This window comes from Paenibacillus sp. BC26, from assembly GCF_900116125.1.
Lineage (GTDB): Bacteria > Bacillota > Bacilli > Paenibacillales > Paenibacillaceae > Paenibacillus_Z > Paenibacillus_Z lignilyticus.
The window spans coordinates 123134-137750 of record NZ_FPAD01000005.1 but is presented as its reverse complement, the minus strand read 5'-3'; the positions used below and the strand labels follow the sequence as shown (position 1 = coordinate 137750).

Annotated in this window: 8 protein-coding genes; 6 read left to right on the top strand and 2 right to left on the bottom strand. The window is 46.4% G+C overall.

All coding sequences use genetic code 11. The features are described 5' to 3' along the window. Positions 1-53: 53 nt before the first annotated feature. Positions 54-2558 (top strand): flagellin N-terminal helical domain-containing protein, encoded by a 2505-nt coding sequence (locus BM412_RS32795; protein ID WP_091224762.1) that lies wholly within the window; start codon positions 54-56, stop codon positions 2556-2558. A gap of 195 nt (positions 2559-2753) precedes the next feature. Then, a complete protein-coding gene (locus BM412_RS26745; RefSeq protein WP_091224761.1) occupies positions 2754-2909 on the top strand; it encodes a carbon storage regulator in 156 nt (51 codons plus the stop codon). A gap of 22 nt (positions 2910-2931) precedes the next feature. On the opposite strand, the gene BM412_RS26740 is transcribed toward BM412_RS26745, so the two are convergent. Both BM412_RS26740 and BM412_RS26735 read right to left on the bottom strand, forming a co-directional pair. Next, positions 2932-7347 carry an AAA family ATPase gene (locus BM412_RS26740; protein ID WP_091224760.1) on the bottom strand — a complete coding sequence of 1472 codons (4416 nt, stop codon included), beginning with the start codon at positions 7345-7347 and terminating at the stop codon, positions 2932-2934. A gap of 218 nt (positions 7348-7565) precedes the next feature. Further along, complete coding sequence (locus BM412_RS26735) at positions 7566-8330, bottom strand: YheC/YheD family protein (RefSeq protein WP_091224759.1); 765 nt, start codon at positions 8328-8330, stop codon at positions 7566-7568. A gap of 244 nt (positions 8331-8574) precedes the next feature. Between BM412_RS26735 and BM412_RS26730 the strand changes: the two genes are divergently transcribed. The 4 genes from BM412_RS26730 (at position 8575) to BM412_RS26715 (ending at position 14615) form a co-directional block, all read left to right on the top strand. Further along, positions 8575-10896, top strand: a complete 2322-nt coding sequence (locus BM412_RS26730) for an AraC family transcriptional regulator (protein ID WP_177246108.1) — start codon at positions 8575-8577, stop codon at positions 10894-10896. A 192-nt stretch (positions 10897-11088) separates the two neighbouring features. Then, positions 11089-12030, top strand: a complete 942-nt coding sequence (locus tag BM412_RS26725; RefSeq protein WP_256256609.1) for an ABC transporter permease — start codon at positions 11089-11091, stop codon at positions 12028-12030. 7 nt (positions 12031-12037) lie between these two features. After that, complete coding sequence (locus BM412_RS26720; protein ID WP_091224757.1) at positions 12038-12931, top strand: carbohydrate ABC transporter permease; 894 nt, start codon at positions 12038-12040, stop codon at positions 12929-12931. A gap of 124 nt (positions 12932-13055) precedes the next feature. Next, positions 13056-14615, top strand: coding sequence for an ABC transporter substrate-binding protein (locus tag BM412_RS26715; protein ID WP_091224756.1), 1560 nt, complete (start codon positions 13056-13058; stop codon positions 14613-14615). Positions 14616-14617: the final 2 nt, after the last annotated feature.

Genomic DNA, 14617 nt, shown 5'->3' with positions numbered 1-14617 from the left:
CAAGAATGCAAATGGATGGCATTCTTAACACAACCACATGGAGGTAATGAACAATGAGAATTAATCACAACCTTGCGGCACTTAACACTTCCCGTCAATTGGGAGCTAACGGTGTGAACTCGTCCAAGAACCTGGAGAAGCTTTCGTCCGGCCTACGTATTAACCGTGCAGGCGATGACGCAGCCGGTCTTGCGATCTCCGAGAAAATGCGCGGTCAAATCCGTGGTTTGGATCAAGCGACTCGCAATGCTCAAGATGGTATTTCCTTGATTCAAACAGCTGAAGGCGCGCTAAGCGAAACTCATGCAATCCTTCAACGTATGCGTGAATTGGCAACGCAATCTGCCAATGACACGAACTCGGGAACGGACCGCGATGCGATCCAAGAGGAAGTTAACCAACTTTCTTCCGAGATCAACCGTATCGGTAACACAACGGAGTTCAATACAAGAAAAATCTTGAACGGCGATGTTGCGATTACCGGTGATGGCAGAAAACTTACCGGTGGAGCTACAACTACACTCGGAACAGGTATTACTTCAATTACAGTTGATCCTAAATCAACCGCTCCTACAGGTGTATTCGATGTCAAGGTTACTTCCGACACAGTAGCGCAAATCGAATCAACCATTCTCTCCAACGTTACAGATGCTTCCGTAACAGCCGGCGACACCGTTGATCTGGCAGGCGGCGCATACAAAATCGCGATTACTGCTGAGAGCACGAAACAACTGGATGGCGCAGCTACAGATACTGGTGCAATCCTGAACACGGCTAGCGGCAACACAGCAATCACGCTGGAGAGCAATTCTTCGTTGAATGATGTGAACCACACGCTTACTGTTGCTAAGAGCCAAATCTACTCTTCCATCGGAAGCGGATTGGATATTAAATCCGGTACGGCTAATGCTACGGATTCCGGTACGTACACAATCGAAACCTCGAGAACAATCGATGCTACGAAAGTTACGGATAACGGTGCTGGTACGCTTAAATCCGCTGGCGTAATCTCCAACTTCACGATGGCTTCCAATGCAACTTCTGCACAAGCAGCACTTATTAACAACGGTACTGCTAATACGTTGACAATCGGCGTAGTCGATGGTGGTGACGCCACTGCAGATATTACATTTACGTTTAGCGACGGCACTAACACTAGCACAGTTACGATTTCCGGAGCAGCTGGCGATGGTGCAAAAACACTTCAAGTTGCCGGCGTTCAATTCGATGTTGATGTTGATGCCATTATTGGTGGTTTGAACCTTGCTGATGCTGTTAATGATAACGGTACTTATAACGGTCAAGTAATCGGCCTTGCTTCCGGCGCTGCATTGGATCAAGTTAAAGTTACTCAAGGCGCTAACAGCGCAACAGCAACAATCGCTTCCAACACGACAGGTGATCTTACATTTGATCTCGATGGCGGCGGTACAGACCTTACGCTGACTTCGACAGGCGCTTCCTTCGTATCGGGCAACACATTGTCCACTACGGTTCAAAGCCAATACACCGTTAGCCTGAAAGAAACGGTTTCCGGCAACCAAATCGGTACAAGCTCTGTTGTTAATGAGCTTCAACTGGCTAGCTCGCCAAATGCACTGACGAACCTCTCCTTCGGCGGATCAGGCGCGCTGATTGACCTCAGCACTACTGCTCTTCAAGGTAAAGCTTCCGGTGCAAGCTATACGGTATCCTTCGATGTTGAAACAGCATCGGGCTACACTGCTGAGCTTCAAAAAGCTGACGGTACTGCAGTTGATGGCGCGAAATACTCCTTGAGCGCTGCAGCAGCTAACAACACGGTTATTGACCTGGGCCGCGATGTTAAATTGGAGTATGACGGCGCGGATCTTTCCGGTAACGGAAGCATCTTCTTCGGTGTTAATGCCAACGTTACAGAATATACATTCGAATTGACTAACGATGGCGGAACAACAACGTACGACACTCAAAAAGGTAAAGCCGGCGATACGATTGCGTTCGATAACGGCGTTTCACTGACTACGAATGCTGCTACATTGGCGAACTCCACCAATACTACATTCAAGCTTGAGGATGATGTAGTGGATAACTCGTTGTCCATGCAAATCGGTTCGAACAGCGGTCAAACATTGGCTGTTGAAATTGCCGACATGCGTTCCAAAGCTCTGAAAGTAACAGGAACTGCCGCTAACTCGACGATTACTGCTTCTAACGGTAAAGTAGCTGCATTCACGGCTAAAGCTTCCGTTACAAACGAATCCAGCACGGAGTATTCGCTTGATCTGAGCACAGCTTCCAAAGCTTCCGCAGCGATTTCCGTTCTTGACGATGCAATCAGCTCTGTATCCACAGCCCGCTCCAAGCTGGGTGCTTACCAAAACAGACTTGAGCACACAATCAACAACCTCGGTACTTCTTCCGAGAACCTGACGGCTGCTGAATCCCGTATCCGCGATGTAGATATGGCGAAAGAAATGATGGAGTTCACAAAGAACAACATCCTTTCCCAAGCTGCTCAAGCGATGCTGGCACAGGCTAACCAACAACCACAAGGCGTACTGCAATTGCTCCGTTAATCTTCACTAGAAAGAAGGGAACTCTAGCACAGCTAGAGTTCCCTTCTTTCTTTGTTTTATCGGCCACTATAACTTTGGTTATATCGCTATTTCCCTAAACTTATGGCCGCTATAACTTTCGTCAGATCACATTCCGGCCAGCTCGGTTTATGATCATCCTATAACCAATTCCATCTACATAAAGGGGCGAGTTTTATGCTGGTCGTCGGAAGAAAACCCGGACAATCCATTGTCATCAATGAAAATATTATTGTTTCTGTTATTAAGAGTGATGATGGGTTGTTACGTTTAACCATTGATGCGCCCAAAGAAATCCCGATTATTCGCGGAGAGCTGCTTGAGCAGCAATAAGTTGGAGTGGATGGGTTACCGTTTAGCCCAATAGCTGCAGCTCTCTCGCTTTGGAAATGGCTTGTACTCTCCGATTAACCTGCAGCTTGCCATAAATATTGAAGGCATGAATTTTGACCGTGCCTTCTGTAATGGCAAGTCCTGCGGCAATCTCTTTGTTCGATAAACCATCTGCCATGAGACGCAGCACATCCAGCTCGCGAATTGAAAGCGACTCAATCAGCGAGGCTGCCAGTTTCACTTCGACCGCTTTGGTTGCTTCACCGGCAGGCTCTCGTAATTGCCAGAGCTGCATATAAGCCATCTGCGAGAATGCCATTTCCAATACTTCGAAGCGTTCGATCGTAAATACATCTGCCATTAAATTGTTTTCCAGGTACAGGATACCTTCTCGATGATCCGGATAGCGAATAGGCATGCACAAGATGGATTTCGGTCGTTTCCGATGGATATAGGGATCACTTGCGAAAATACTTTGGCACGCATCTGCGAGTACGATGGATTCCTTCGTTCTCATGACATATTGCACCACTGCAGCGGAATAAGAGGCAGCAGGCTCTGTGCATCGATCACCGCATCGGTTCATATCGCTCTCCGCAACGATATCCTGTTTACCGAGACCGCCTAATAAGATGATGCCCTTCTCGGCGCCTGCATTATGAATGGCTAGCCGGAGGAAACCCTCCAGCAATTTCGTTTCTGCCGCGCCTTTGGATACGATTCTGGAAGCCTGCCGAATCGTATCCATATCCATCACCTTATCCAAGCCCTGTGCGAGCTTGCTGTCGGGTTCTGTTTTTCCCAACTCGGCGATGTGATCGCAATCTTCGCTATCCTCTTCTTCGAAGAAAGTGAGCGACTTTAGCGCAGGATACCGTTCCTGCATGAAGGCAACCTTACCTCTGGCCCCCCATTTGCAATACGCTTTGCACGCATTCCGAAGGTAGGTTTCTGCGGTATGGGGATGATTCAACGAGAGGTGAAATTGGCCGGCCAAATCAAGAGCAATCGCTTCATCCTGCGAACAACCGGTTACATGCGCCAGTTCTATGGCTTGGTCATACAACTTTGCCGCCTTTGTATGCTTGCCGTTTAATCGAGCTGACTCGGCCAATATGATCCAATACTTGCTTAGTGTGTTTTCCGGAGCGATCCTTGTCCACTTTTTCATCTGAGCCAGATACCGATTTAGTCGTTTGCGATAGCTTCGTCTTAAAGCATCGGAAGCATTCGGGTAGAGCGCGGTTAAGGTCAGCGCATGGTAGAAGCAGTTCCTTTGATCGAACGACAATGTCTTGCTTCCCTCATATTCCCTCGTTTCTTCGGCAGCTGCCAAAGCCTCTGCATAATAGCCATACAGGTAATACACTTCAAGCTTGCATGTCGCGTTATAAACTATATAGGATTTGTACGCATTGTTCATTTCTGTTTCCTGTAAGAGCCGGCTATTATCGAAATACTCAAATTGAATTTTCACATTCGGAGCATCTGTCACAGATTGCAGAAGGCGTACATATTGATTGGTTAAATCAATCACCCTCACGGACATCGCATCAAGCATTCGATTCGCGGTTAGCTCATATTGTTTGCACATTCGGCTCAAACGGCGCAAATTGCCGGTATCCGTAATAATCCTCGAAGATATGGCGTAGCCTGCGTAATTGAGATCCCCTACCTCCAAGCTGAATTGAGCCGCATGCTCAAAGTGACGATCCGACAATTGAGGCCGCAGGAATTGTAGAATCATCCCCACCATGAAATGAATTTTCCCTTTTAAGACAACACTGTCCATTTTCTCGGAGTAGCGGAGCGCAATTTCAACCAGGCGCAAGGAAGCTTTAAAGCTTTTCAAGCCGAAGCATAACGTAATCGCATAAGAGCCGAGCGCTATCGCCAGCGCTTCTGAGTTTCTCTGATCCAATGCCATTCTTACATACTTGGCGAACAGAATAACCGCTAATTGTTCATTCGTAATAAACAAGATCGGCGATGAAGCCATGACGATATCAGCTAAAGCTTTGTGCAAAGGATCTTTGCTCTTCGACAGCTGTTTTATATTGTCGCCTTCCCTAGCCAGACTTAGCTGGGTGAGCGCAATTTCGGAAATAATCGCCAGCTTCGAGGCTTTGGACGGTACAACTAACCCGAATTCCGCCATTGCCCTCAAGGCAATTTCGGCCGATTTCCTTTCCCGCTTCAGGAAAGCGTACATCGTAATCTGGATAATATAGATTTTGGCCCGATCCGCCAAATTCACGACATGAATGAGAAGCTGCTCCAGCCTACACTCGGCCTGGTCGAAATAACCGCAGAAATACTGGCACTCTGAGCTCTCAAGCAACAAATTGGAATAGAGGTCAAAGTGTGTAGACCAACCCTTGCTCCCAATCAATTGAACGCCTATCTCCAACAGCTCCAACGCCTGCTCATACGCAGCAGAAGCTTTGGCTCTCTTACCCGCTTGTAAATTCAGACTAGCCAACAACTCAATCTCCGACGGTTCTGTTATGAGCTCGCTGCCCCGATTCAGATGATGCACCATCTCGAAGAGAAGATCATCCATCGCTATCGCTTCCAATTGAAAGCAACTCAGCATGAAATGCCCGATTTTCAAATGAACCTGCTTCTTCTCCTCTTCCAGCATAAGTTCATAGGCTGCACTCCGCAGCTGATCATGCAAGAAAATATAGCGATCTCCTTCACACCATACGAAACCTTCACTTAATGCAGCCTGCAATACTTGTTCCGTCTCTTCAACCTCTTGTTCGCATAACATGGATAATCGTTTGATGTCGAAAGCGTTGCCGATACAGCTTGCTAAATGCAACAACTTACGGGTATCCGGGGGCAGCGCATTGAAGCGACTCATAATCAAACTAATGACATCTTCGAAGCCTTTCCGTTCTTTAATGAGCTCGATATCCCAGTCCCAGCAAGCTTGGTCCGCATTAAAATATAACAACTTGTCCTCATAACCGCGATGCAGCATTTGCTTTATATAAAAGGGATTCCCTCCCGTCTTCTGATAAAGCGCTTCCGCCAGCGGCTTAACTCGCACCGGATCCGTATGCAACGTATCCGCAACATAGTCAATGACACTCGAATATCCGAGCGACTTCAGATTCATGCAGTGTATAGAGGGATCCTTCTTAGGCGACTGCCCGAATAATATTTCCAAAACCGGGTGTCCCTCATGAATTTCATTGTTTCGATAAGTGCCAATAATGAGCAAATGTTTATTAGTTGGGTCGTTCAACAAAACGCGAAGTAAATGAAGTGAGGCAGCATAGGCCCATTGCAAGTTATCCAGCCAGATTACCAGCGGGTGATGTTGATCTGCGAATAGTTGAATAAAGTTGCAAAATAACGTTTGAAAGCGAATCGTTGATTCGGCCGGCGGTAAATCTTCGACGGGGGGTTGTTCGCCAATAATGAGGGCCAGCTCGGAAATCACTTCAATGAGCACACTTCCGCTTTGCCCTAAGGCAGTTAAAATCTTCGTTTTCCATAAAGAGAACCGTTCTTCACTTTCCGCTATAATCTGGCCAATGAGATCGCGAAAGGCAACAATAAGAGAGGAATAGGGGAGTGAGTGATTGAGCTGATCAAATTTCCCAGAGATAAAGTGCCCCTTGTTCTGCATAATAGGCGTTTGAATGGCTTTCACTAACGAAGTTTTGCCGCTGCCTGCATGGCCGCCAATTAAGAGAAATTCCATAGATCCCGCGGAGACACGCTCATAGGATTGAAGCAGTCCCTGCAGATCCTCTTCTCTGCCGTATAGCTGAGTCGGCAATTGAAATCGACTTCGTTCGTCTATTACTCCTAAAGCAAATGGCGCAATGCTGCCACTCTCTCTATACTGATTCGCGCATTTCTGCAGGTCATAACGGAGACCGTAGACACTGAAATACCGATCATCTGCCGCTTTGGATAATAGCTTCATTACGAGATCGCTCAGCATACGCGGCACTTCGGACTTCAAGGAGTGCGGGGGAATTGGCAGCAGGGCCATGTGGGCATGAATCCACTCATTCACGGATTTGGCCTTTAACGGCGTTTCTTCGACTAACAGCTCATAGAAGAGAATGCCTAGGGTATACAAGTTGCTGCGTTCATCAATCTTCCGCTTCATGCGACCCGTTTGCTCCGGTGATATGTAGGCAAATGCTCGATTGAGCTCTTCTTGCTCGTTATCATTTCCCTCCTTTTCGGTCTGATTGCATGAGGGCGAGCTGACAAGCCTTAGCATCGGCCGCTCACCTTGATAGTGAATAAATAAATGGTCGGGGCTGAGAGGCTCGTAAAGGATCCCATTACGATGATGCTGACTAACCAACTCTACTAATTCCAATGCAATAGAGAAAAAAGAATGAAGCGGAATGGGCCCTATTCTCATTAACGTCCGTAAAGTCGTCTCTTTGTTATCGACATCCAAAACGCTATACCCCCCACTCAGTAAGGAATAATCTATGATGCTAAGCCAAAATACCCATTTCAACTAATGTCTATTTCGATAGGACTATAATCCTATTAGATTAGGTCTTTAATCTGAAATTTACACTTAATTTGTCGAAATAACAATCTTTTTCTCCATTTTATTGTCAGAACGCACATAAAGGCCATCCTCATCAAGGATGGCCTGCTCGATATCGCTCATTTGGTTCTTCCATACTTCCTGCCATAACGGATAACCGTTCGGTAAAACCGCTTGTCGGCAAGCGATTTTAATGCACTAAAGCCCGGCCTCGTGTTGACCTCCAGAATCCATAACCGCCCCTTGCGATCAAGAGCCACGTCAAGACCGAGCTCCTTGAACCGTGTACTGTGACGATCGAAGCAGCGCGCGGTTTGCATGCCGAGCGTCTTCAGCCTCTGCTTATATTGAGTAACCTGAGCACTGCTGTACCCCGAACGACGCAATGTCGGCTCAACCTTAGCAAGCTTGCCGCCTTGATGGTAGTTCGTGACGATTTTGTTCTTCTTGCCAAGCTTGACGAACATGACGGTTGGCACCCATTTGCTGCCGTCCTTCTGCACCATCATCCGCAGATCGAATGGTCTGCCTCGAGCAGCTTTTAAGTAAATGCCTTTCTGGAGAAGGTAGCTCCTGCCGCGAGCGATTCCGGTTAACTGGCGATAAAGTGAGCTTATAGAAGAAATTGAGGTCGTTCGCGTATCTTTTTTCACCTGATATTTCCGAGCAGATAACCGCGCAATACGTGCAATGCCGCTGCCGCCCGTCCCGGTTGTCGGTTTGAAATAAACCGTCTTATAACGCCCAATCATCGCATGCAGTGATGAGCGGGTAAAGCGCTTCGTTTCGGGAACGAATCGTCTTAATGTACGGTCTGCCAGCAACCACTTTGTCTTCGTCCATTTGCTTTTAATCGAAATGCTGCTTCCGCCTTTTCTAGGCACACCATCATCTCCTTAACATCACTCGGGATAGATTACTACCTATCGTCGAGAAACGTCACGGCGGATACCCTAGTATTGCAATAACAGTACATGATTCCGTTAAGCAATTCCCCTGCAGCCTCATCTATCCTAAACCTCTACAGATATGGTAAATTAATAAATACACATAAAGCTCACTACTAGCCATCGTTTCCTGACCGTATTCGAACTAATACGACGGAAAGGTATGACCACCATGCGGCTTTTGAAAATCTATCAATCGAAGAAGTACTTACTCCGCATTCTACTATCTATATCCGTTTTAACCGTTATTTTCCTTATTGGTTCCTCTGCCACACTGTTTTATACCTCCAGAAATTCCGTCGTCGAGATGCAAAAAGAGTACAACGAAGCAACCTTGGCACAAATCAACTACAATATTAACTCCATGGAAGAAATCGCCAAAAACATGGTGTCCGCCCTGTTTTGGGATGTTCAGCTCAAGCCTCTGATGTCCAACCAAGAAGTTTTTGTTTTCGATTTGACCCATAAACTCCGTAGAATGGAAACAATCGTTAACTCTACTTCTTTCCTGGATTCCATTATCATTTATAACGGCTACAGCGACCAGATTTTCGCAGGAGGGAACTCAGCACTCAAAAGCCAAAGCAGCGAATCCACGCAGCATATGCTCCAATTCCTCCGTAACAGCGATGCTGTACAGAAAATGAAGTTCATTCCAATGAAACTGAAGGAGAAGAGCACGGGAATCGATGTATTCTCTTATGTCATGTACGACTCGCTCGGAAAGTACAAGCCGGATGAAGGCGCACTGGTGTTGAATATTAAGCCGGAATGGCTATTTAACAATATCAAGCTGATCAATGGACTGGGGCTGAAGAAGGAAGGCTCCATCATGCTGGTGAACAGCGAAGGCCAGATACTATATACGAATGAGAGGTCCGATCTGAATAGGGCCGGATTCCAAGATTTGTTCTCCGGTTCCGTCCGTGAAAACAAATCAAACGGGTACATGATCCAGCGAGTTGGGGACCAAAAACAAATTATCTCCTACTCCAAGCTGGTTATACCCAATTGGTATATCGTAAGCGCGCAGCCTTACGACGCCGTCATTCATAACATCGATCAAATCCGCAAAACAACCATTGGCTTGACGGTCTTATTCTTAGTGCTGTCGATTATTGCCGCTGTGTTCGTATCCCGAAGGCTGTACAGGCCAATCGACAGGCTCATGAGTCAAATCCAAAACAATCAGTTTGGCATCGGAGATCAAGCGGCCAAAGATGAGCTTGCTTACTTATCCGAAGTATATTCCACCGTCGTAGATAATCTGCATGATATGAGAAAAATGCAAAGAGATAACCGCGACATTATCGATTCCTATCATATCCGTCAATTGCTTACGGGCAGCATGGCGCTCAGTCACGAACAATTCATCGGCATCATCCGATCAAACCAAATGAACATTCAGGAAAACGGTTCTTATATCGTGGTCGTTATCGCAATAGATAACCTCCGAAAAATTAGTCAACTGCTGCAGCCCAGCCAAATGAAGCTGTTTCATTTTGCAATCTTGAACATTGCAGAGGAACTCATCGGAAATCGCTATTGCTGTGTCGGAGCCGAATTAAGATCCGATCATCTGGCATTCTTGGTCAGTGCGGAGCATGATCTCGAGGATACAATCGAGCTGTTGAAGGAAAAAGTGTTGCTGGTTCAGGAAACCGTACAGCGCTACTACAAAATAACGATCAGTGCCGCCATAAGCGAAAGCATCTTTCATTTCTCGGATATATTCAAGCAGTACCATCAAGCCCAACAGATCATGATGTACAAGCTCATTTATGGAAGAAACGCACTGCTTACCCTCGAATCAGTTGAGGAAAACATGCGAAATATGAGTGAACCTCTGCTTCCGGAGCTGGAAAAAAGACTCGTCGAAGGAATCAAATCGGACGATGCCATGCTTCTTGAAGATACGCTGGACAAGCTCATACGCCATATTGCCGCATGCAACTATGATCAAATTATGACGGGCATTACGCAGATACCGGTGATTATTAGGCAAACACTGAAGGAAATCAATCAAAACCGCGTACAGCCCATTGACATCGATATCAATAAAGTTAGCTTAAGTATGCTGGAGATGGATACGCTTGAAGATATTCATCGGCAGCTATGGCAGTCGCTGCATGACATTACGCAGCAGAAACGCAGCGGCTTGGTGGATCGCAACGACATCCTCGTTGAGACGATCAAGGAGATTGTCAAACAAAACTACGGCGACATTAACCTCAGCCTCCAATCGATAGCCGGTATGATGAAATTGTCCGCGGACTACGTAGGCCGATTATTCCGCAAGAACGAGCTCATTTCCGTTGCAGACTATATAAGCGAGGTCCGGCTGGGTGTCGCCAGAGAACTCCTGGAACACAAAAATCACAGTGTCTATGAAATTATGGATCAAGCCGGATTCGCAAATCAAAGCTACTTCTTTAAGCTGTTTAAGAAGAAGATCGGTTGTACACCCGGCGAGTATCGGTTGAAAAAATCGATTGGGCGATAGCTTTATGTTTAAAGGCCAACCTCTTTGGTTGGCTTTTTATCGTGTCATTCACGAATTGTAGTAGTAAAACACAAAAAACACAGTTCAAAACGCCAATAATACCTTGATTGTGCACTAGATACGATAGGGTCAAAACAGCAATAATGAGGGCAACAACCAAGAACCAATTACGCAGGAAAGGGGTAAAGCAATTTGGATAACGGATTGTGGAAACGAATCGCGAACGAATGGCGCCACTTCAAAAAAAATCACGAATTGTTTACGCTTGGCATCCCCGGAGTCGTGTACATTCTCATTTTTGCTTATTTACCTATGATCGGCATTATCATGGCATTTAAAAATTTCCACTACGACAAAGGGATGTTCGGCAGCGAATGGATCGGCTTTAAGAATTTCGAGTTTTTTTTCGTATCTGAGTATGCCATTCGCATTACGCGTAATACGGTGCTGTATGAGATCGGCTACATCTTCTTTACAACGGTGTTCGCGCTTCTCTTCGCGGTATTACTGAATGAAATATCCCGTAAAGCGGTGAAGATCTACCAAACCGCGTTGTTCCTTCCTCACTTTCTGTCTTGGGTCGTGGTGTATTATATCGTGTTCACCCTGCTCGATATCAACAACGGCATACTGAACAAACTGCTCGAAATGGTGGGCTTGCAGACACATGATTGGTATATGGAAGCTGGCCCTTGGCCGTACATATTGAACATCGTTGCGCTGTGGAAACGTATCGGCTTCAGCGCGCTGGTCTATTACGCCGGTATTATTGCCATCAATCCCGAATATTACGAAGCAGCCAAAATCGATGGGGCCACACGGTTTCAAATCGCCCGCAAAGTCACCATCCCGATGATCATGCCGTTAATTATGATTTTGCTCATCTTGGCGATCGGCGGGCTCATCTCCGGAGACTTCGGCTTGCATTATTTTGTGCCAAATGGCGGCTTGGCCGGCATGACCTACCCGACGACGGACATCATTGATACTTACGTTTACCGGGCGCTGACCAAAATCGGAGATGTCGGCATGGCTACAGCAGTCGGCTTGTTCCAGTCCGTAGTTGGACTGATCCTCGTTCTAAGCGCTAATTTATGGGTCAAAAAAATAAATCCGGAAAATTCATTGTGGTAGGTGGATCATGATCAGAACAGGGCCTAAAGTATCCTACGTCGAAATTGGGATCAATCTCTTGTTTGTTCTCGTCACGCTGTCGATGGTTGTACCTTTTTTGCTCGTTATCGCCATCTCGTTAACGAGTGAAGAGTCGATTATTACCCAAGGCTATCATTTGATTCCTCACCAATTCAGCACGGACGCTTACCATTATATTTTTAGATCGCCTATGATCTTGATCCAAGCTTACTGGGTCACCATTATGACGACGGTTATCGGTACGTTGGCTAGTTTAGCTCTCACATCCATGACGGCTTACGTCGTGTCCCGTAAAGACTACCGTTACGTAAAGCCGATGACGTTCTATATTTTCTTCACCATGCTGTTCAGCGGAGGACTTGTTCCTTCCTATATCTTAATGACACAATACCTGCATCTTAAGGATACGATGTGGGCGCTTATTCTCCCAGGGATGCTTTCCCCCTTCTACATTCTGATCATGAAAGGCTTTATCGGTGAGATCCCCAAGGAGCTTATCGAATCTTCGAAGGTGGATGGAGCCAGCGAATGGCGGATTTATTTCCAGATGATCTTGCCGCTTTCCAAGCCCGCGCTTGCTACACTGGGCCTGTTCATCTCGTTTAACTACTGGAATTCCTGGTTTCCGGCGATGCTCTACATTAACAGCGAGAAGCTCGTTCCGATTCAGCTGCTGCTTACGCGAATGATGAGTACGATCAATTTCTTGACCACTAGCTCGCAGTTTATGAGTGGTCTGCATATTGATACCAGCAAATTTCCTAACTTATCCGCAAGGATGGCAATGACGGTGCTGGCAGCGGGTCCGATGATGTTCATCTTCCCGTTTTTTCAAAAATATTTTGTCAAAGGCTTAACGGTGGGTTCCTTGAAAGGATAACGGTAGTGATCGATTCATCGTAAGTTGAGTCCACGAGAGGGGGTACAAGAATCACTTGGTTTGAAGGTGCTGGGGCAGGGTCAATTCAAAGTGCGAAAACATTACTTAGGAGGGTAAGCTTACTATGAAAAAGACAGCCTTTCTGAAATTGCTATTGGCAAGCATGTTAATCGTTTTGCTTGTAAGCGCTTGCGGCGGTAACAATAAGAACAATGAAACTAACACGTCAACGAATGAGCCGGCAACGACCACGAACACAGAGTCCACTACATCGAAAACAGAGACTGCCAATGAGCCAGCAGAGCCTGAGAAAGAAGAACTGCCGCCTGTAGAATTGACCTATTATATTCCTCAACCTGAATTGCAGCCGGATCTTGCCTCGGTTGAAGCTGCCATAAATGAGTACATCAAGCCGAAAATCAATGCGACCGTGAAACTACTGCCGATTACTTTCGGTGACTATGATCAGAAAATGAACACAATCGTCTCTGCAGGTGAAACGTTCGACATGATGTGGACGTCAAACTGGTCATTCAACTATGAGAATAATTCCCTCAAAGGTGCGTTCAAGGACCTAGAGTCGCTAGTTACCACTTACGCACCCGATTTCATCAACAGCCTGCCGAAAGCCGCAATTGAAGGGGCAAGAAACTCGCAAGGCAAATTATACGCCATTCCTAACTATCAAATTATTGCACAAGGCGGCGGCTTCGTTATTCAGAAGGAAATGGTCGACAAGTACGGCTTGGATATTAGCACAATCAAGACGTATAAAGATTTGGAGCCATTCCTGGAGAAGGTCAAAGCCGGTGAACCGGACAAAATTGCTTTCGGTTCCAGATCTAACTCATTTGTTCCTTATATGCATGGCTTTGACGGACTTGCCGGAGTTGAGTACAGAACCGGCGACCCGAATTACAAACTCGAATATGTGCTGGAAGCACCGGAATATTTAGCTTTTCATCAATTGCTGCATGATTGGTTTAAGAAAGGTTATGTCAATAAAGACGTAGCCACAGCTACGTTCGCTGATTATCAGAAAGCAGGGAAAATCGTTTCTTTCTACGAGTGGACGCTCAAACCGGGCGGAGAAATCGAGATGAAACAAAACCTGGGCGGCAAAGATGTCGTCTTCATCCCGCTCTATGAACCACGTTTCTCCGGCGTTCAGCCGACTATGACTGCAATCAGCAATACTTCAAAAAACCCGGAGAGAGCGATGATGTTCCTCAATCTGGCGAATACGGATCCGGCGTTGTTTAATCTCCTAGCCTTCGGCGTTGAAGGCAAACATTATGATAAACTCGATGCCACTCATATCAAGGTGAAGACAGACGGTGGCTATGCTCCGAACGTAGCATGGGCAATGGGTAACGTTACAATCGGTTACTTGTTGGAAGGCCAATCGGACGATACATGGCCGAAAACAATCGAGCTTAACAACTCGGCTATGGTACCGGAAATTTGGGGCTTCCAATTCAACCAAGAGCCGGTCAAGACGGAGTTGGCCAACATGGATGCTGTTTACAAAGAGTACGAAGCCGCAGTCACTACAGGCGCAGTTGATCCAAACGAATATATGCCTAAGCTGGTTGATGCCATGAAGAAGGCCGGCTCCGCGAAAGTAATCGAAGAGAAGCAGAAACAACTGGACGAATGGTTGAAAGCGAAAGGCAAGAAGTAAGC

Coding starts and splice junctions, on each gene's coding strand:
- BM412_RS32795 (WP_091224762.1), top strand. CDS start 54: ATGAGAATTAATCACAACCTTGCGGCACTTAACACTTCCCGTCAATTG.
- BM412_RS26745 (WP_091224761.1), top strand. CDS start 2,754: ATGCTGGTCGTCGGAAGAAAACCCGGACAATCCATTGTCATCAATGAA.
- BM412_RS26720 (WP_091224757.1), top strand. CDS start 12,038: ATGATCAGAACAGGGCCTAAAGTATCCTACGTCGAAATTGGGATCAAT.
- BM412_RS26715 (WP_091224756.1), top strand. CDS start 13,056: ATGAAAAAGACAGCCTTTCTGAAATTGCTATTGGCAAGCATGTTAATC.